This window comes from Streptomyces roseoverticillatus (assembly GCF_000719265.1).
Lineage (GTDB): Bacteria > Actinomycetota > Actinomycetes > Streptomycetales > Streptomycetaceae > Streptomyces > Streptomyces roseoverticillatus.
In genome coordinates this window covers 50014-68011 of sequence record NZ_JOFL01000021.1, presented here as the reverse complement: position 1 = coordinate 68011, position 17998 = coordinate 50014, and the positions used below count along the sequence as shown (strand labels likewise).

Sequence of the window (17998 nt, the reverse complement as noted above, 5' to 3'; positions counted from 1 at the left end):
TGCGCCGCGCGCCCGGGCGAAGACAGACATAGCGCGCCACGGAAGAAATAGGCGCATTAGGGCGTTTTGCCCGTAGAGGGAGGCGGCATGACCGAGACGACGAGCGGCCCGGCACGAGGTTCCCGCTCCAAGGGGAACAAGGGCGGCAAGGGTCTGCGCATCGAACGCATCCACACCACCCCCGGTGTCCACCCGTACGACGAGGTCGTGTGGGAGCGTCGTGACGTCGTCATGACCAACTGGCGCGACGGCTCGATCAACTTCGAGCAGCGCGGCGTGGAGTTCCCCGACTTCTGGTCGGTGAACGCGGTCAACATCGTCACGAGCAAGTACTTCCGCGGCGCGACGGGTTCGCCCGAGCGCGAGTCCAGCCTCCGCCAGCTCATCGACCGCGTCGTGCTGACCTACCGCAAGGCGGGCGAGGAGCACGGCTACTTCGCCTCCCCGGCGGACGCCGAGATCTTCGAACACGAGCTGGCCTACGCCCTGCTGCACCAGGTCTTCAGCTTCAACTCCCCGGTCTGGTTCAACGTCGGCACCAAGCAGCCGCAGCAGGTCTCCGCCTGCTTCATCCTCTCCGTCGACGACTCCATGGAGTCGATCCTCGACTGGTACAAGGAAGAGGGGATGATCTTCAAGGGCGGCTCCGGCGCCGGCCTGAACCTCTCCCGCATCCGCTCCTCCAAGGAGCTGCTCTCCTCCGGCGGCAACGCCTCCGGCCCGGTCTCCTTCATGCGCGGCGCCGACGCCTCCGCAGGAACGATCAAGTCCGGCGGCGCCACGCGCCGTGCGGCCAAGATGGTCGTCCTCGACGTCGACCACCCCGACGTCGAGGCCTTCATCGAGACCAAGGTGAAGGAGGAGGAGAAGGTCCGCGCCCTGCGCGACGCCGGCTTCGACATGGACCTGGGCGGCGACGACATCACCTCCGTCCAGTACCAGAACGCCAACAACTCCGTCCGCGTCAACGACGAGTTCATGAAGGCCGTCGAGACCGGCTCGAAGTTCGGGCTGCGCGCCCGGATGACCGGTGAGGTCATCGAGGAGATCGACGCCAAGGGCCTCTTCCGCAAGATGGCCGAGGCCGCGTGGGCCTGCGCCGACCCGGGCATCCAGTACGACGACACGATCAACCACTGGCACACCTCGCCGGAGTCGGGCCGGATCACCGCGTCCAACCCGTGCAGCGAGTACATGCACCTGGACAACTCCTCGTGCAACCTCGCCTCCCTCAACCTCATGAAGTTCCTCCGCGACGACGACCAGGGCAACCAGTCGTTCGACGCCGAGCGCTTCGCCAAGGTCGTCGAGCTGGTCATCACGGCGATGGACATCTCCATCTGCTTCGCCGACTTCCCGACCGAGAAGATCGGCGAGACCACCCGCGCCTTCCGCCAGCTGGGCATCGGCTACGCCAACCTCGGCGCCTTGCTGATGGCCACCGGCCACGCCTACGACAGCGACGGCGGCCGCGCGCTCGCCGGTGCCATCACCTCCCTGATGACCGGCACCTCCTACAAGCGCTCCGCCGAGCTGGCCGCGGTCGTCGGCCCGTACGACGGCTACGCCCGCAACGCCGACGCCCACAAGCGCGTCATGAAGCAGCACGCCGACGCCAACGGTGCCGCCCGGCGCATGGACGACCTGGACACCCCGGTGTGGGCCGCGGCGACCGAGGCCTGGCAGGACGTCGTCCGCCTCGGCGAGAAGAACGGCTTCCGCAACGCCCAGGCGTCCGTCCTGGCGCCCACCGGCACCATCGGCCTGATGATGGACTGCGACACCACGGGCGTCGAGCCGGACCTGGCCCTGGTCAAGTTCAAGAAGCTCGTCGGCGGCGGCTCGATGCAGATCGTCAACAACACGGTGCCGAAGGCGCTCAAGCGCCTGGGCTACCAGCCGGAGCAGATCGAGGCGATCGTCGCCCACATCGGCGAGCACGGCAATGTGATCGACGCCCCGGGCCTCAAGCCCGAGCACTACGAGGTCTTCGACTGCGCCATGGGCGAGCGCGCGATCTCCGCCATGGGCCACGTGCGCATGATGGCCGCCGCGCAGCCGTTCCTCTCCGGTGCGATCTCCAAGACGGTGAACCTGCCGGAGTCGGCCACCGTCGAGGAGGTCGAGGAGGTCTACTACGAGGGCTGGAAGCTCGGCCTGAAGGCCCTCGCGATCTACCGCGACAACTGCAAGGTCGGCCAGCCGCTCTCCGCCAAGAAGAAGGAGGAGGCCAAGGCCCCCGAGGCCGCCGCCCCCGCCGCGGAGAAGGTCGTCGAGTACCGTCCCGTCCGCAAGCGCCTCCCCAAGGGCCGCCCGGGCATCACCACCTCCTTCACGGTGGGCGGCGCCGAGGGCTACATGACCGCCAACTCCTACCCGGACGACGGTCTCGGCGAGGTCTTCCTGAAGATGTCCAAGCAGGGTTCGACCCTCGCGGGCATGATGGACGCCTTCTCCATCGCCGTCTCGGTCGGTCTGCAGTACGGCGTGCCGCTGGAGACGTACGTCTCGAAGTTCACCAACATGCGCTTCGAGCCGGCCGGCATGACGGACGACCCGGACGTGCGGATGGCGCAGTCGATCGTCGACTACATCTTCCGCCGCCTGGCGCTGGACTTCCTGCCCTTCGAGACCCGCTCGGCCCTCGGCATCCACTCCGCCGAGGAGCGTCAGCGTCACCTGGACACCGGCTCGTACGAGCCGACCGACGAGGACGTCGACGTGGAGGGCCTCGCCCAGTCCGCGCCGCGCCAGACCGAGGCCCCGAAGCCGGCGCAGCCGGCCGCCGCGGTCCCGGCCCCGAAGCAGGCCCACAACTCCACCGAGCTGGTGGAGATGCAGCTGGGACTGAACGCGGACGCCCCGCTGTGCTTCTCCTGCGGCACGAAGATGCGCCGCGCGGGCAGCTGCTACCTCTGCGAGGGCTGCGGCTCGACCAGCGGCTGCAGCTGATGTGACGAGGGCGGCGCCCCGGAGGATGGATTCCTCCGGGGCGCCGCCCTTTTCCGTGCCCGGGTCCCCGCTTTTCGCGTCCGGGCTTCCGCGTCCGGGTTTCATGCTCGGGGAGCCAGTTCCCTTTCCGCCTCGGTGATCGGCACGTCGTTGATGCTGGCCTCGCGGCGCCGCATCAGGCCGTCCGGGGCGAATTCCCACTGCTCGTTCCCGTAGCTGCGCCACCACTGGCCGCCGGCGTCGTGCCACTCGTATCGGAAGCACACCGAGATCCGGTTGCCGGACCACGACCAGAGCTCTTTGCGCAGCCGGTAGTCGAGCTCCTTCTCCCATTTCCGTTGCAGGAAGGCCCGTATCTCGTTGCGGCCGGTGATGAATTCGTGCCGGTTCCGCCAGACGCAGTCCTCGGTGTAGGCGAGGGCGACCCGTTCGGGATCGCGGCTGTTCCAGGCGTCCTCGGCGGCCTGCACTTTGGTGCGGGCGGAGGATTCGTCGAACGGGGGCAGGGGTGGGCGCTGAGTCATGGCGAGCCCTTCCGCGCATAAGGAATGGGGGAGAACGGTCGTTCTCTTGTTTCGTGTGTAGCCTAGAGAACGATCGTTCTCCGCGCCAGCCCGGGAGGGGCAATGGACATCACCGAAGCCGACGGACGCCTGCTCGACGCCGCGGAGGCCTTGTTTTATGAGCACGGCATCCAGACGGTCGGGATGGACCGGATCCGGGCGGCCTCCGGGGTCTCGCTCAAACGCCTCTACCAGCGCTTCCCCTCGAAGGACGTGCTGGTGGAGGCCTATCTGCGGCGGCGTGACGGGCGCTGGCGCGGCGCGCTCGCCGAGTACGTCGCCGCGCGTCCGTCGGCGGCGGAGCGCCCCCTCGCGGTGTTCGACTGGCTGGAGGAATGGTTCGGCCAACCGGATTTCCGGGGCTGTGCGTTCATCAATGCCTACGGCGAACTCGGTACGGCCTCCCCGGCCGTGGCCGAAGCCGTGAGGGACCACAAAGCCGAAGTGCTGCGCTATCTGCACGGACTGGTGCGCGACGCAGGAGCCGCGGAGCCCGGGCCCGTGGCGGAACAGCTGGCGGTCCTGGCCGACGGCGCGATCACCACGTCGGCGATCACCGGAACTCCGGCACCCGCGCGCAGCGCACGGCAAGCCGCCTCGGCAGTGCTGGAGGCGGCCGGTTTCGCATGACGGCAGCCGGCGGGCCGCCCCGCGCGGGGAGTGAATACTGTCGGGTGACAGGCCGAGGGGAGAGGGCTTGCTGGGCTGGCCGATTCTCCTGGACGTCAAGGCACTTCAGGACAAGATGGTGGCGCAGCGCCGCGGAGGTTACTGCTACGAGCAGAACCTGCTCTTCGCGGCGGTCCTGGAGCGCATCGGATTCTCCTTCACGGGTATCGGTGCGCGGATCAGGATGGACAGCGACAAGCTGCGCCCGGTCACCCACATGGCGCTGAAGGCCGAAGTCGGCGGCGAACAGTGGCTGTGCGACGTCGGGTTCGGCGGAGAGGGGCTGCTGGAGCCCCTGCCGTTCCGTGACGGGGTGCAGGTGCAGCAGGGCGGCTGGACGTTCGGCATCGAGCGGGAGCCGGAGGGCGTGCAGGTGCTCCGTTCGCTCCATCCGGAGGGCTGGTTCGACCTGTATGCGTTCGGCCCGGAGGAACGCGTCCCGGTCGATTACGCCGTCATGAACCACTACATCTCCACGCACCCGCACTCACCCTTCGTCTCGCGCGTGGTGGTACAGCAGACGGAGCCCGGCATACGGCGGGGTCTGGTGGGTTCCATGCTCGTCACCGCCCGTCCGGACGGCCCGGAGGGGCAACGGGAGGTGCGCGCGGCGGAGTTGGTGCAGTTGCTGGCGCGAGAGTTCCGGATCGAGCTCGCCGAGACGGACGCGGCGGTCCTCGGACGGGTGCAGTCCTCCGGTACGTGACTGCGGTCCGCTGTACGGGCCGTACGATGGCGCGGTGCTGGTCAAGTGGACTCGCTGCACCGTGGTCGACCGCCGCGGCTTCGAACGCGGGCAACGCAAATGGGCGGGCCTGCCCGGCGAGCCCGGATTCCGGGGGCAGGGCGGGGGCTGGAGCAGAGGGCGCCCGCATGTGGTGCACCTGTTCGGCTTCTGGGAGAGCCGGGCGTTCTACGACTCCTTCATGGCGCGGTCCCACGACAGACTGGCGGCCGCGCAGGCCGGGACCTTCAAGAACCTCCAAGTGCGGCTGTTCGAGCACCGCCTCGACGTGAAGGTGGGCTTCAGCCCGCAGTTCGCGGATGCGGACGTGGTGCGGATCGCCCACTGCCGGGTCCGGGCGGACCGCGTGGAGCACTTCACCCTGATGCAGGAGAAGGTGTGGAACCCGGCCATGGCCGGGTCCCCCGGAATGCTGCGCGGCGTCTTCGGGGAGGCTCCCGGCCGGGAGTTCATCGTCCTCTCCGTGTGGAACTCCGAGGCCGAGCACGGGAAGTACCGCGCGGAGCGGGTCGAGAGGCTCGCCCTGCGGACGCAGCTCGAAGCCGACGTGGCGGAGATCGGCGGCGACATCGTCGCCCTGGAGCCCTCCTGGACCGTGTGACGCGCCGGGGCGCCCGCCGGCCGGGCGCCCGCCGGCCGGGCGCCCGCCGGTCAGGCGGTTGACGCGAAGACTCCGGCGCGGGCTGCCGCCAGGGCGGCGTCCGCGGCCTGCCCGGCGACCGCCCTGTCGAGCGGCTCGCGGGTGATGAACAGCCGGAAGAACAGCGGCGCCGAGACGGCACGGGCGAGGGCGCCGGGGTCCGTGCCGGCGGGCACTTCGCCGCGGGCGACGGCCCGTTCGACCAGCGGCGCGCAGCGTCCGAAGCGTTCGGCGTAGAAGCCCCGCAGGGCCTCCGCCGCCTGCTCCGACTGGAACGCGGCGGCGATGAAGGCGGCGGGGGCCGCTCCGGCGGCCGGATCGCCGAAGGTGTCGGCGACCTCCTGTGCCAGGGCGTGCAGATCGCCGCCGAGGGTCCCGGTGTCGGGCGGAGTCCAGCTGTCTTCCCCGGCCAGGTCCAGCGCGTCGGCGATGAGCCCCTCGACGCTGCTCCAGCGCCGGTAGAGCGTCGTCTTGTGGACGCCGGAGTGCTCGGCGACGTACTCCACGGTGAGGCCCGGATAGCCGTGCTCGACCAGCCCGGAGAGGACGGCGTCGCGTACGGCGGCGCGCGTGCGGGCGGTCCGGCCGCCGGGGCGCGCCGTGCCGGGTGCCGGGGGGCCGGGGGAGGGGGTCCGGGAAGAGTTCGGAGGCAAATGCAACTCCTGTTGTGTTAGCTGGGCAGGTCGTGTCATGCTGAGCGTAACGCAACTCGGGTCGCATTTGGTGTGCGCGGTCCGATGCCTGACCGCGGGGGCCTGGTGCCGCCCCGCTGCTGATGCCGACGGAGGTTCGCTTGCCCACCCAGCTTTCTTTGCGTGGTGTGTCCATGTCCCGGGGTGACCGGCCGCTCCTCGACGACGTCACGTTCTCGGTACGGCCGGGCGAGCGGATCGGCATCGTCGGCGAGAACGGCGCGGGGAAGTCCACGCTGCTCAGGCTCCTCTCCGGCGCCGAGGCTCCCGACGACGGAGTCGTCGTCTCCGACGCCGAAGGCGGCGTCGGCCGGCTCGGGCAGACGCCCGAACTGCCGCCGGACCGCACGGTGGGCGACGCCGTGGACCACGCCCTCGCCGACCTGCGCTCCATGGAGCGCAGGCTGCGGGAGCTGGAGGCCTCTCTGGGGGAGGCCCGGCCCGAGGCCCTGGCGGAGTACGGCGAGCTGCTCACCGCCTTCGAGGCGCGCGGCGGCTACGAGGCCGACGCCAGGGTGGACAAGGCCCTGCACGCCCTGGGTCTCGCCCGGATAGGACGCGAGCGGCTGCTGGGCAGCCTCTCCGGCGGCGAGCAGGCACGGCTCGGACTCGCCTGCCTCATCGCGGCGGCCCCCGAGGTCATGCTCCTCGACGAGCCCACCAACCACCTCGACGGCTCAGCCCTGACCTGGCTCGAGGACACCCTGCGGGCGCACCCCGGCACCGTCCTCGCCGTCTCCCACGACCGCGTCTTCCTCGAGCGCGTCGCCACCACGGTGGTGGAGCTCGACGCCTACCGCCGGACCGTCGTCCGCTACGGCGGGGGATACGCGGGGTTCGTCGAGGAGCAGGCCGCGGCCCGCCGCCGCTGGGAGCAGGCCTACGAGGAGTGGACGGCCGAGACGGCGGCGCTGGAGGGGACCGCCGCCGGTGCCGCCCGGCGGGTGGCCCCGGGCCGGGCCGCCAAGGACGGCAACAAGATGGCCTACGACCGCGACAAGGGCCGCGTCCAGGCCTCGGTCTCCAGCAGGGTGCGCAACGCCCAGGAGCGGCTGCGCCGGCTCCGGGAGAACCCGGTGCCCCGCCCGCCGGAGCCGCTGCGCTTCGCCGCCCGCCCGGCCGCGGGCACCACCGAAGGCGTCCTCGTCGCCCTGGACGGCGTACGGGCCGGTGAGCGGCTGGCGGTCGGCCGCATGGAGATCCGCGCGGGCGAGCGCCTGCTGGTCCACGGGGCCAACGGAGCGGGCAAGAGCACCCTGCTGCGCCTCCTCGCGGGCGTCACCGAACCGGACGCCGGCACCGTGACCAGGCGAGGGCGCACCGGCTACCTCGCCCAGGAGATCCCCCTGACCCGCCCCGCCGAGCGGCTCTTCGCCGCCTTCTCCCGCGGCCTGCCGGGCACGGAGGAGGAGCGTCGGGCCCTGCTGCTGTCCTACGGGCTCTTCCGGGAGCGCGACCTCCACGTCCCCGTCGGAGCGCTCTCGGCCGGGCAGCGCCGCCGTCTGGGGCTCGCCCGCCTCCTCGCCCGGCCCGCCGACCTCCTCCTGCTGGACGAGCCGACCAACCACCTCGCGCTCGGCCTGGTGGAGCAGCTGGAAGAGGCGCTCGCCGAGTGGTCCGGCGCCCTGGTCGTGGTCACCCACGACCGGCTGCTGCGGGACCGCTTCGAGGGCCGCAGGTGCGAGATACGGGGCGGCCGGGCGCTGATCGGGGGCTGACGAGGCGGGCGGCCGGCACCCGATCTAGGGTGGGCGGCATGGCACGGCCCCGGCGCATCGTTCTCATCCGGCACGGAGAGTCGGTGGGCAACGTCGACGACACGGTCTACGAACGGGAGCCCGACCACGCCCTCAGCCTGACGGAACAGGGCCGCAAGCAGGCCAGGGACGCCGGAGGACCGCTCCGCGAGCTCTTCGGCGACGAGCGGGTCTCGGCCTACGTCTCGCCCTACCGGCGCACCCACCAGACGTTCCACGCGCTGGGGCTCGACCCGGGCCGCGTGCGCGTCCGCGAGGAGCCGCGGCTGCGCGAGCAGGACTGGGGGAACTGGCAGGACCCGGTCGACGTGCGCAAGCAGAAGGCGTACCGGGACGCCTACGGCCACTTCTTCTACCGCTTCGCCCAGGGCGAGTCCGGGGCGGACGTCTACGACCGCGTCGGCGCCTTCCTGGAGAGCCTGTGGCGCAGCTTTGAAGACCCCGGCCACCCGCCGAACGTCCTGCTGGTCACCCACGGCCTGACCATGCGGCTCTTCTGCATGCGCTGGTTCCACTGGACGGTCGCCGAGTTCGAGTGCCTGTCGAACCCGGGCAACGCCGAGACCCGCGCACTGCTCCTCGGGCCCGACGGCCGCTACCACCTCGACCGGCCCTTCGAGCGCTGGTGCACCCCTGAACCGTACGGCTTCACCGGCTAGACACCGCCGTGGCCGCCGGAAAGGAATTAGAGTTCGCTGCGATGACCGCTGACCGATTCCACCGCGCACTGGCGAGCCTGCGCGGGCTGGCCCTCGGCGACGCCCTCGGCTCCCAGTTCTTCGTCCCCGGCAACTACCCGTCCCTCAAGCGCCGCGAGCTGCCCCCGTCCCCCTGGCAGTGGACCGACGACACCGAGATGGCCTGCTCCGTGCTGGCCGTCCTCGCCGGCCACGGGCGCATCGACCAGGACGCGCTCGCCCGCTCCTTCGCGGAGCACCACGACTTCGACCGGGGATACGGGCCGGCCGTGGGCCGCATGCTGCGCCTGGTCAGGGAGGGTGGCGACTGGCGCGAGCTGGCCTCGGCCCTCTTCAACGGGCAGGGTTCCTGGGGCAACGGCGCGGCCATGCGCATCGCCCCGCTCGGCGCCTGGTACGCGGACGACCCGGAACAGGCCACGCACCAGGCCGAGATCTCCGCGTACACCACCCACCAGCACCGCGAGGCGGTGGCCGGGACCATGGCCGTGGCCGCCGCAGCGGCCATCGCCGCGGGGCGGGGGCCCGTCGCCCCGGACGCCCTCCTGGAGGGCGTCATCGCCCTCGTGCCGCGCAGTGCCGTCCAGGCGGGGCTGCGCCGCGCGCGGGACATGCTCGACTACGGAGACCCGACCACCGTCGCCGCCGTCCTCGGCTGCGGCCGCCGCACCAGCGCGCACGACACCGTGCCCTTCGCCCTGTGGTCCGCGGCGCGCAACCTCACGTCCTACGAGTCCGCGTTCTGGACCACCGCGCAGGTCGGCGGTGACGTGGACACCAACTGCGCCATCGTCGGCGGAGTGGTCGCCGCGGGCGAGCGGGGCACGCCGCCCGCCGACTGGCTGCGGCGCACCGAGCAGCTGCCGGCCTGGCTTCCCGCTGGCGCGGGCCACCGCTAGGCGCACCGGCCGGGGCGAAGGGGCGGCCCCGGCGGCCGGGTGACCGGGCGGCCGGGGTACCCGCCGGGAACCGGAATGGAACCGGCCGAAAGAAAGGGGAGGGGGCGGGGCTATTCGGCCCACCCGCAGGGGCGTACGCTTGCTGGCGCCATGCCGTACGAACCGCCTACCCACACCGTCGAGCGCTCCTTGCGCGCAACGACCGGAGCCAAGGTCGTCGCCGGGCTCGACGAGGTCGGCCGGGGCGCCTGGGCCGGCCCGGTCACCGTGTGTGCGGCCGTCACAGGGCTGCGCCGCGCTCCCGAAGGCCTCACCGACTCCAAGCTGCTGACGCCCAAGCGGCGGTCCACCCTCGCCGGGCAGCTGGAGAGCTGGGTCACCGCCCATGCGCTCGGCCACTCCTCCCCACAGGAGATCGACGAGCTGGGTATGACGGCGGCGCTTCGGCTGGCTGCGAACCGTGCCCTGGAGGCACTGCCCGTCCGGCCCGAGGTGGTGATCCTCGACGGCAAGCACGACTACCTCGGCGATCCCTGGCGGGTCCGTACGGTCATCAAGGGCGACCAGTCCTGCGTGGTCGTCGCGGCGGCGTCCGTGCTCGCCAAGGTCCGGCGCGACGCGATGATGGCGGAACTGGGCGCCGGCTACGAAGACTTCGGCTTCTGCGACAACGCCGGATATCCCTCGCCGGTGCACCGCGCCGCCCTCGAGGCGCTGGGCCCCACCCCGCACCACCGGCTGTCCTGGTCCTATCTGGACGCGCTGCCCAGGTGGCAGCACCTCAAGCGGGTTCGCAGCGTCCCCGACACAGCTTCACTGGAGGCCGGTGGCCAGCTCGGTTTCGACTTCTGAGCGGCCCTGACCGCCACCCGCCGACGCGACTCGCACCGGCGTTTGATAAACATCAACTCATGCCTCTCATCCCCGAGGAGCCTCAGATTCACGAGAGTGTCCCGGGTCCCCGCGCCGTGCCGGCCCCCGGCCGTACGACGCCGACCCCCCGCCCTGTCCCTGGCCCCCGCCCGGCCCCGCGGCCCGGCCCCGCCGCCCAGCGCGGTCCGGTGCCGGCCCGGCCCGCCGCGGCGCAGCCGGCCGCTGCCGCCGCCGGTCCGCAGATCCAGCTGATCCCCGCCTCCGTGCAGGGTGCCCTGGACGCCGCGGACGAGGCCGTCGACCTGCTGCTCGACACCGGCCGCGCGCCCGGCGAGATCCTGGTGCTCACGACCGGCGACCCGCACCCCTGGGCGGCGCACGAGCTGTCCTTCGGTGAGGCGTCCTACTGGGCGCAGCACGATGCCCGTGACGACGTCTTCTACGCGACCGCCGACGCGGACCGCGCCGGCGCCCGGCCCGTCGTGGTCGTCGCCGTCAACGGCGGCGCGGACGAAGCGGTCGCCGGCGCGCTGCCCGCGGCGATGGCCCGCGCCGGTGCGCTGCTGATCGTCTGCGGCGACCCGCAGCGCGTCAACGCTCTGATCTCCGCGGGCGTCTGAGGACGGACCGTGGCGGCCACTCCCTCCGCGGGGGTGGCCGCCACGGTCCGGTCCTGCATGCGGGCGTGTGATGCCCCGGGCGTGTGACGCCGGGGCCCCGCGGCCGTCAGCGGGCTGCCGTGTGGCGGTCCGCCTTGGGCGCGCCGCCGCCTGATGTCACGGGCGCCGGCGGGTGCTCCGGCGAACGCGGCCGGCGTCCGCTGCGGCCTTCGCCGAGAATCTGCCAGCCGCCCGCGGTCAGCGTGATGTACGCCCCGCAGCGCAGCCCGTGCAGCGTGCAGGCGTCACGCAGGCCCCACATCCACGCCCCGTCCTCCTCGGTCCAATGGGCCTCGCCCGAACGGCAGTAGAGCAGTACGGCCGTCCGGACCGGGGTGCGCCGCCGCAGGTCGTGCGGGATCACCCGGCGCAACTGCGCGAGGAGCGCGTTGCGCAGCTCCCAGCCGTCGGGCGGGGTGGGCCGGCGGACGAACGAGGCGCTTGCCGCGAGCCGTTCGTCGTGGTCGAGGACGGCGACGACGGCGGTCGACGGCGCCGGCAGATGGCGGGCGTGCAGACCGTTGATCACCTCGCGCGGGTTGCGCAGCAAGGGAATTCCGGCCGCGGCCCACTCGGAGGGCTCGAGCATCCGGCTCAGCCGGTGACCGGGCTCGGCGGGCGGGGGCGTTGCGAAGTCGAAGGCCATGACCCTCCCTTCGGCTGCGTGGCCACGGGCCGGGCGGCCGCGGGCAGGAGAGCGCGCCACGACGGCCGTCCCGGCGGGCCGTGGACGGACGAGAGCGGGATCGCGTCCAATTCTCGCCGCGCCGGGAGCATGCGGCAACGATCAATTGGCGCCATTGGCCGGCGGCGCGCGGCTCTTGGCGCCCTGGCCGCCCCCGCAGGCCCGCCGGCCGGGCGAGGCTAGCCTTGCACCGCCAGCACCATCGGGAACACCTCCGGTGCCCCGGCCCGCCGCAGCAGCCGGGCGGCCACGGCCAGCGTCCAACCGGTGTCGGTGAAGTCGTCGACGAGCAGGACGGGCCCGCCTGCGGAGGCCAGCGCCGCCGCGAGCTCCGGCGGTACGGTCAGCGCACCGTCCAGCGCCCGCAACCGCTGGGCGCTGTTGGTGCGCGGCACCCGGGTGTCGGTGCCCGCGCCGCCGTACTCGACCGTGCCGAGCAGGGGCATCCGGCCGACCGAGGCGATGCGCTCGCCGAGCGACCGGATCAGGCGCGGCCGCGTCCGTGAGGCGAGGGCGACGACACCCACGGGGCGTGCGGGGGCGTCCGGGGCGCCGGAGGCCCAACCGCCGGGACCGCGGGCCCAGTCGGCCAGCACGGTCACCACCGCGTCCGCCACATCATCCGGAACAGGCCCGTCGGGTGTCTGCGGGGCGAGGAGGGGACGCAGCCGGTTGCCCCAGCCGATATCGGACAGCCGCCCCAGGGCGCGGCCGGTCGCGGCCTGCTCGCCCGCCGGGATGCGGCCCTTGAGGTCGACACCGACCGAGGGCATGCCGGTCGGCCACATCCGGCGCGGCTCGACCTCCACGCCCGGCCGGCCCAGCTCGCCCCGCGAGGCGTCGAGCGCCGCGGCGGAGACGTCCGCGGTGAAGCGCGGGCCCGCGCAGTTGTCGCAGCGCCCGCACGGCGCTGCCTGCTCGTCGTCCAGCTGGCGGCGCAGGAACTCCATCCGGCACTGCGTCGTGGTGGCGTAGTCGCGCATCGCCTGCTGCTCCGCGCCGCGCTGCCGCTCGACCCAGGCGTAGCGCTCGGCGTCGTACGCCCAGGGGCGTCCCGTCGCCGTCCAGCCGCCCTTCACCCGGTGCACCGCGCCGTCGACGTCGAGGACCTTGAGCATGGTCTCCAGGCGGGAGCGCCGCAGCTCCACCTGGGGTTCGAGGGCCGGCAGGGAGACGGGGCGGTCCGAGGCGGCGAGCACCTCCAGCGTGCGGCGGACCTGGTCCTCCGGAGGGAAGGCGAGGGACGCGAAGTACTTCCAGATCGCCTCGTCCTCCCGGCCCGGGAGCAGGAGGACCTCGGCGTGCTCGACGCCGCGGCCGGCGCGGCCGACCTGCTGGTAGTAGGCGATGGGGGAGGAGGGGGAGCCCAGGTGGACCACGAAGCCCAGGTCGGGCTTGTCGAAGCCCATGCCCAGCGCCGAGGTGGCGACGAGCGCTTTGACGCGGTTGGCGAGCAGATCCTCCTCGGCCTGCTGCCGGTCCGCGTTCTCCGTCTTGCCCGTGTACGGGGCGACGGTGTGGCCGCACCGGCGCAGGAACGCGGTGACCTCCTCGGCGGCCGCGACGGTGAGGGTGTAGATGATGCCCGAACCGGGGAGCTCGGCGAGGTGGTCGGCGAGCCAGGCCAGCCGGTGCGCGGCGTCGGGCAGCTGCAGCACCCCGAGGCTCAGGCTCTCCCGGTCCAGCGGGCCGCGCAGCACCAGCGCCCGGGTCGACTCCTCGCCCGTGCCCAGCTGCTCGGCGACGTCGGCGGTGACGCGGGCGTTGGCGGTGGCGGTCGTGGCGAGGACGGGCACGCCCGGCGGCAGGTCGGCCAGCATGGTGCGCAGCCGGCGGTAGTCGGGCCGGAAGTCGTGGCCCCAGTCGGAGATGCAGTGGGCCTCGTCGACGACCAGAAGACCGGTCGCGGCGGCGAGCTTGGGCAGGACCTGATCGCGGAAGTCGGGGTTGTTCAGCCGCTCCGGCGACACGAGCAGCACGTCGACCTCGCCCGCCGCCACCTCGGCCTGGACGGTGTCCCACTCCTCGACGTTGGCGGAATTGATCGTGCGCGCGTGGATGCCCGCCCGCGCCGCGGCGTCCACCTGATTGCGCATCAGCGCCAGCAGAGGCGAGACGATCACCGTGGGTCCGCTGCCGCGGGCCCGCAGCAGGGCGGTCGCGACGAAGTACACCGCCGACTTGCCCCAGCCCGTCCGCTGCACGACCAGGGCGCGGCGGTGGTGGGCGACCAGCGCCTCGATCGCCAGCCACTGGTCCTCGCGCAGTCTCGCCTTGCCCGTGGTGTCACCGACGAGGCGGGCCAGGACTGTGTCGGCCGAGGCGCGGAGGTCTTCGTTCGTCATGCCCCCATGCAACACGAGTGCACTGACAATGCGCGAATGGGCCCGGCCGGCTGTGGAAAACCACTGTCCACAGCATTAGTAGGACCATATTCCCGGAGTTATCCACAGGTCTGGCGGGCTCCGGCGGGCCCGCGGGACTCTCGGGCCATGACGCAGCACAACGAATCCTCCCGTCCCTCCATCCCCTCCTCCCCGTCCGCCGGCGTGCCCGGCACGCCGGGCGCGGGCCCCGGGCAGCAGGTCACCCTCCGCTCCCCGGCCGAGCTGGCCGACGCCCTCCCGTACCTCCTCGGCTTCCATCCGACGGACAGCGTGATCCTCGTCGCGCTGCACGGTGACCGGGGCCGCTTCGGGGGCCGGCTCCGGCTCGGCATCCCGCGCAGCGGCGAGGAATGGCCTGAGGTCTGCGACCAGCTCGCCGAGACCCTCCTGACCGGCAGCAGCAAGCGCGGCAACCGCCCCGAGGGCGTGGTCATCTTCTTCTGCCAGGACCCCGACACCGCCAGTGGCCAGACACCGCAGCAGGTCATGGAGCGGCTGCGCCCGTTCGCCCAGAGCCTGCGCCGCGCCTGCGGCCGCCTGGACATGCCCGTGCACGAGGCCCTGTGCATCTCCGACGGCCGGTTCTGGTCGTACTGCTGCCCGGACCCTCGCTGCTGCCCGCCCGAGGGCACCCCTCTCTCCCTGCCCGGCACGTCGGTCATGGCGGCCGCCGCCACCTACGCCGGCATCGAGGTGCGCGGCACCCTGCGGGAGATGGAGGACCGGTACGCACCCCTCACCGGGGAGCGGGCGGAGGAACAGCGCAAGGCGCTCGACGCCGCGGCCTTCGCGATGGTGCCCCGCATCCTTGGCGGCGCCGGCTGTGAGCCCGTGCGGCAGGAGACACTCGCCCTCGCGCGGACCCTGATCGACCGCTTCGACGGGACGCCGCCGCTCCCCGGCCGGCCGGCGGCCGACGCGGGCGACGACTCCCTCCTCACCGACGAGGAGGCCGCCACGGTCATCGTGGGTCTGCAGGACCGCCTCACACGCGACCGGGCCGCGGAATGGATGGAGGGCCCGCGGGCCGCTGCCGTGCTGCGGGTGTGGCGCGCCCTGGCCCGCCGCTGCGTGCATCCGTACGCGGAGTACGCGGCGGCTCCCGTCACCCTCGCCGGCTGGGTGTCCTGGGCCGCCGACGACCAGCCGGAGGCCCGGGTCGCGCTGAGCCGGGCGCTCGCCGCCGACCCCGAGTACGTCTTCGCCCAGCTGCTCTACCGCGCCTGCAACGAAGGACTGGACCCGGAGCCGCTCCGCCAGTGCCTGCGGCAGGAACGGGCCGACCGGGCCCTTCAGGACGCGGTCCGGGCCGAGGTGGAGCGCCTGGAAGCAGCGGCACTGGCAGCCTCGGCGACGTCGGCGGTCCCGGAGGCGCAAGGCACCGGCGGCACACGGAGCACCCGCTGGCGGACGCGGCCCGGAGGCCCCGCGGGCAGCACCGGCCCCGGGGGTCCGGCCGGGCCCGCCGGCAAGCCCCGCGCGCGGCGCAGGAGCCCCCGGAAGGGGGACTGCAGCCGGGAGGAGCGGCCGCAGTGAACCCATGGCCCACACAGGCAGCCCTCCACACCGTGACCTCGGCGGGCCCGCCGCCGTTCATCCGTGTGGCCCGCAAATGTTGTCCGTCGTCCCGGTCCGTGACACCCACAGGGGAGCGCAGTCAAGTGCAAGGCATCGTCCCCCATGGCCAGCCGCCCCGGCCCCGTCATACGCCGCCCCAGCGCCCCGTCCCGGGGCGCCCGCCCGCTCCGCAGTCCGTGCACACGGCCATGATTTGCGTCGCCCTGCCGGCCCTGGCGATCTCCGGGGAGCACGGGCAGATGACCGGGCAGGGGCTCGACGGCTTCTACCGCGGTGGGCGCCGGCTGCTGGCCCGCTGCAGCCTGAAGGTCGGCGGCGCCGAGCCGTTGCCCGTGCAGGGGCGGATGCTCGGCGCCGACCGCGCCCGCTTCGTCGGCGCCGTGAGGACGGCCGCGGATTCGGGGCCCGACCCCGCCGTCACGGTCGAGCGGCTGCGCTCGGCCGAGGGAGTCGAGCGGATCGCCCTGCGCAGCACCGCGGCCCGTGCCCTGCGGCTGCCCGTCGAGGTGTCGCTGGGCACCGACCTCGCGGAGCTGGGCGCGGTCGCGACGGGGGCGGCCGGGCCCGAGGTCCCCGCCGGGGTGCACGCCTCCGGCCTGCGGTGGTCCACGACGGAGGCGCAGGCGGCGGTCACCGCTGACCCCCCGCCGGGGGACGCCCTGGCCTCGGCGGGGCTGCTGTGCTGGGAGATCGAGCTGCCGCCGGGAGGCACGCGCAGCATCGAGCTCCGCGTCCTGCCCGAGCAGCCCGGCAGGGTCCGGCAGCCCGAGGCGGCCGTCCCCCCGGGCCGCGCGGCGAGCGTGCCCTGGGGCGACCCGCAGGCGGAGGGCGACGACCCGCGGGCCGGCGCCCTGCTCTCCGCCGCCCTCGACGATCTCCGTGCGCTGCTCGTGCGAGACCCGGGCAGCCCCGGGGACGTCCATCTGGCGGCCGGCGTCCCCTGGCGCTGCGGTCTCGCCCCCGCCGAGGCCCTCTGGGCGGCGCGGATGACGCTGCCCCTCGGCGTCCGGCTGGCCGCCGGGACGCTGCGCACCCTGGCCCGTACGCAGCTTGCGGGACCGGGCCCCGACGGCGGGCGGATCCCCGGCGCACTGCGCCACGCCGGGGCGCACCTGCCGCCCGGCTGCACCGGCATCGAGGCCACACTGCTGTTCCCCGTCGTCCTGGCGGAGGCTCGCCGGTGGGGGCTTCCGGAACGGGAGACGGAAGCGCTGCTGCCCGCCGTCGAGCGCTGCCTCTCCTGGTTGCAGACCGCCACGGGTGAGGACGGCTATCTCCCGGATCCGGTGCCCGGCGGGCCGTACCGGTGCGAGACGCAGGCGCACGCCCACCGCGCGGCTCTGCTCGGGGCCGATCTCCTGGAAGCCTTCGGCCGCCCCGGGGCCGAGCACTGGCGGAGTTGGGCGGCCGGCCTGCGCGGGCGGTTCCGCGAGGAGTTCTGGGTGGAGGACCCGGGGGGCGGGCGCCCCGCCGCCGCCCGTACGCCCGAAGGACGCCGGATACCGCACCTGGGCGGCGCCGCCGCCCACCTCCTCGACACCGGCCTGCTGGGAGGGGGGATGCCGGCGCCGGGCCTGCTCGACAAGGTGCAGACCGAACAGCTCGCCCGGCTGCTCGGCGGGCCCGCGCTCGACTCCGGCTGGGGTCTGCGCAGCCTCGGGGCGAAGGAGCCGGGGCACAACCCCTTCGGCCACCGCAGCGGCGCGGTCAGGGTCCACGAGACGGCCGTGGCCGTGGCGGGCCTGGCCTCCGCCGGATATGAGAAGGAGGCCGGCGCGCTGCTGCGCGGCACCCTGGACGCGGCGGCCGCCTTCGGGCACCGGCTGCCGGAGATGTATGCGGGAGAGCAGCGCACGGCCGGGAGCGCGCCGCTGCCGCACCCGGCCGCCTGCCGGCCCGCGGCCGTTGCCGCCGCGGGCGCGGTGCACCTGCTGACCGCGCTCGCCGGTCTGCGGCCCGACGCCCCGGCAGGCTGTGTCGCGGTGCGGCCGCTGCACACCGCGCCGCTCGGGGCGCTCAGGTTCACGGGGCTGCGCATCGCCGAGCAGCCCTTCGCGATGCGGATCAGCAGGCTCGGCCTCGGCATGGTCGAGGAAGCCGCCGACGGCCTGCAGCTGGGGGTGTGAGCGGGGTGCTTCCGAGGCTCGCGGAGGGGTCGCTCCCCGGCCCTCCGCAAGACCCTGTTTATCGTCAGGAAGACG

General features: G+C 73.4%; 15 protein-coding genes. 11 read left to right on the top strand and 4 right to left on the bottom strand.

The features are described from left to right. Window positions 1–87: 87 nt before the first annotated feature. Window positions 88–2952, top strand: a complete 2865-nt coding sequence (locus IF61_RS0124395; RefSeq protein ID WP_030368665.1) for a vitamin B12-dependent ribonucleotide reductase — start codon at window positions 88–90, stop codon at window positions 2950–2952. Window positions 2953–3053: 101 nt separating this feature from the next. On the opposite strand, the gene IF61_RS0124390 is transcribed toward IF61_RS0124395, so the two are convergent. Continuing rightward, a complete protein-coding gene (locus IF61_RS0124390) occupies window positions 3054–3476 on the bottom strand; it encodes a nuclear transport factor 2 family protein (RefSeq protein WP_030368664.1) in 423 nt (140 codons plus the stop codon). Window positions 3477–3578: 102 nt separating this feature from the next. Between IF61_RS0124390 and IF61_RS0124385 the strand changes: the two genes are divergently transcribed. The 3 genes from IF61_RS0124385 (at window position 3579) to IF61_RS0124375 (ending at window position 5530) form a co-directional block, all read left to right on the top strand. Beyond that, window positions 3579–4145, top strand: coding sequence for a TetR/AcrR family transcriptional regulator (locus tag IF61_RS0124385; protein WP_030368663.1), 567 nt, complete (start codon window positions 3579–3581; stop codon window positions 4143–4145). Window positions 4146–4212: 67 nt separating this feature from the next. Next, the gene (locus IF61_RS0124380) at window positions 4213–4890 is read left to right on the top strand and encodes an arylamine N-acetyltransferase family protein (protein WP_052392988.1); all 678 of its coding nucleotides are present in this window, start codon (window positions 4213–4215) and stop codon (window positions 4888–4890) included. Window positions 4891–4924: 34 nt separating this feature from the next. Next, entirely contained in the window at window positions 4925–5530 is a 606-nt protein-coding gene (locus tag IF61_RS0124375) for a YdbC family protein (protein ID WP_078660455.1), read from the top strand. Between the two features lie 50 nt (window positions 5531–5580). On the opposite strand, the gene IF61_RS0124370 is transcribed toward IF61_RS0124375, so the two are convergent. After that, entirely contained in the window at window positions 5581–6261 is a 681-nt protein-coding gene (locus IF61_RS0124370) for a TetR/AcrR family transcriptional regulator (protein WP_030368660.1), read from the bottom strand. Between the two features lie 83 nt (window positions 6262–6344). On the opposite strand from IF61_RS0124370, the gene abc-f reads away from it, so the two are divergent. The 5 genes from abc-f to IF61_RS0124345 all read left to right on the top strand — a co-directional run bounded on the left by abc-f (window position 6345) and on the right by IF61_RS0124345 (window position 11108). After that, a complete protein-coding gene (abc-f, locus tag IF61_RS0124365) occupies window positions 6345–7979 on the top strand; it encodes a ribosomal protection-like ABC-F family protein (RefSeq protein ID WP_043190489.1) in 1635 nt (544 codons plus the stop codon). 38 nt (window positions 7980–8017) lie between these two features. Then, entirely contained in the window at window positions 8018–8677 is a 660-nt protein-coding gene (locus tag IF61_RS0124360; RefSeq protein WP_030368658.1) for a histidine phosphatase family protein, read from the top strand. A 41-nt stretch (window positions 8678–8718) separates the two neighbouring features. Further along, window positions 8719–9615: an ADP-ribosylglycohydrolase family protein gene (locus IF61_RS0124355; protein ID WP_030368657.1), complete on the top strand. Its 897-nt coding sequence runs from the start codon at window positions 8719–8721 to the stop codon at window positions 9613–9615. A gap of 150 nt (window positions 9616–9765) precedes the next feature. Further along, complete coding sequence (locus IF61_RS0124350) at window positions 9766–10467, top strand: ribonuclease HII (protein WP_030368656.1); 702 nt, start codon at window positions 9766–9768, stop codon at window positions 10465–10467. Between the two features lie 59 nt (window positions 10468–10526). Beyond that, complete coding sequence (locus tag IF61_RS0124345; protein WP_030368655.1) at window positions 10527–11108, top strand: hypothetical protein; 582 nt, start codon at window positions 10527–10529, stop codon at window positions 11106–11108. Between the two features lie 106 nt (window positions 11109–11214). On the opposite strand, the gene IF61_RS0124340 is transcribed toward IF61_RS0124345, so the two are convergent. Together IF61_RS0124340 and IF61_RS0124335 are read right to left on the bottom strand one after the other, a co-directional pair. After that, window positions 11215–11793 carry a hypothetical protein gene (locus IF61_RS0124340; protein WP_030368654.1) on the bottom strand — a complete coding sequence of 193 codons (579 nt, stop codon included), beginning with the start codon at window positions 11791–11793 and terminating at the stop codon, window positions 11215–11217. A 218-nt stretch (window positions 11794–12011) separates the two neighbouring features. After that, window positions 12012–14177, bottom strand: a complete 2166-nt coding sequence (locus IF61_RS0124335; protein ID WP_030368653.1) for a RecQ family ATP-dependent DNA helicase — start codon at window positions 14175–14177, stop codon at window positions 12012–12014. Window positions 14178–14324: 147 nt separating this feature from the next. Here IF61_RS0124335 and IF61_RS35445 point away from each other — a divergent pair, with 147 nt between their 5' ends. Both IF61_RS35445 and IF61_RS0124325 read left to right on the top strand, forming a co-directional pair. After that, on the top strand, window positions 14325–15755 hold the full coding sequence (locus IF61_RS35445; RefSeq protein WP_030368652.1) for a DUF4192 domain-containing protein: 1431 nt from the start codon (window positions 14325–14327) through the stop codon (window positions 15753–15755). 281 nt (window positions 15756–16036) lie between these two features. Continuing rightward, window positions 16037–17923, top strand: coding sequence for a glycogen debranching N-terminal domain-containing protein (locus IF61_RS0124325; RefSeq protein WP_425428236.1), 1887 nt, complete (start codon window positions 16037–16039; stop codon window positions 17921–17923). Window positions 17924–17998 lie beyond the last annotated feature (75 nt).

Excerpts from the sequence above, each read along its gene's own strand:
- IF61_RS0124385 (WP_030368663.1), top strand. The coding sequence starts at position 3,579 with ATGGACATCACCGAAGCCGACGGACGCCTGCTCGACGCCGCGGAGGCC.
- IF61_RS0124350 (WP_030368656.1), top strand. The coding sequence starts at position 9,766 with ATGCCGTACGAACCGCCTACCCACACCGTCGAGCGCTCCTTGCGCGCA.
- IF61_RS0124395 (WP_030368665.1), top strand. The coding sequence starts at position 88 with ATGACCGAGACGACGAGCGGCCCGGCACGAGGTTCCCGCTCCAAGGGG.
- IF61_RS35445 (WP_030368652.1), top strand. The coding sequence starts at position 14,325 with ATGACGCAGCACAACGAATCCTCCCGTCCCTCCATCCCCTCCTCCCCG.
- IF61_RS0124390 (WP_030368664.1), bottom strand. The coding sequence starts at position 3,476 with ATGACTCAGCGCCCACCCCTGCCCCCGTTCGACGAATCCTCCGCCCGC.
- IF61_RS0124325 (WP_425428236.1), top strand. The coding sequence starts at position 16,037 with ATGACCGGGCAGGGGCTCGACGGCTTCTACCGCGGTGGGCGCCGGCTG.
- abc-f (WP_043190489.1), top strand. The coding sequence starts at position 6,345 with ATGCCGACGGAGGTTCGCTTGCCCACCCAGCTTTCTTTGCGTGGTGTG.
- IF61_RS0124345 (WP_030368655.1), top strand. The coding sequence starts at position 10,527 with ATGCCTCTCATCCCCGAGGAGCCTCAGATTCACGAGAGTGTCCCGGGT.
- IF61_RS0124340 (WP_030368654.1), bottom strand. The coding sequence starts at position 11,793 with ATGGCCTTCGACTTCGCAACGCCCCCGCCCGCCGAGCCCGGTCACCGG.
- IF61_RS0124335 (WP_030368653.1), bottom strand. The coding sequence starts at position 14,177 with ATGACGAACGAAGACCTCCGCGCCTCGGCCGACACAGTCCTGGCCCGC.
- IF61_RS0124370 (WP_030368660.1), bottom strand. The coding sequence starts at position 6,261 with ATGACACGACCTGCCCAGCTAACACAACAGGAGTTGCATTTGCCTCCG.
- IF61_RS0124355 (WP_030368657.1), top strand. The coding sequence starts at position 8,719 with ATGACCGCTGACCGATTCCACCGCGCACTGGCGAGCCTGCGCGGGCTG.
- IF61_RS0124360 (WP_030368658.1), top strand. The coding sequence starts at position 8,018 with ATGGCACGGCCCCGGCGCATCGTTCTCATCCGGCACGGAGAGTCGGTG.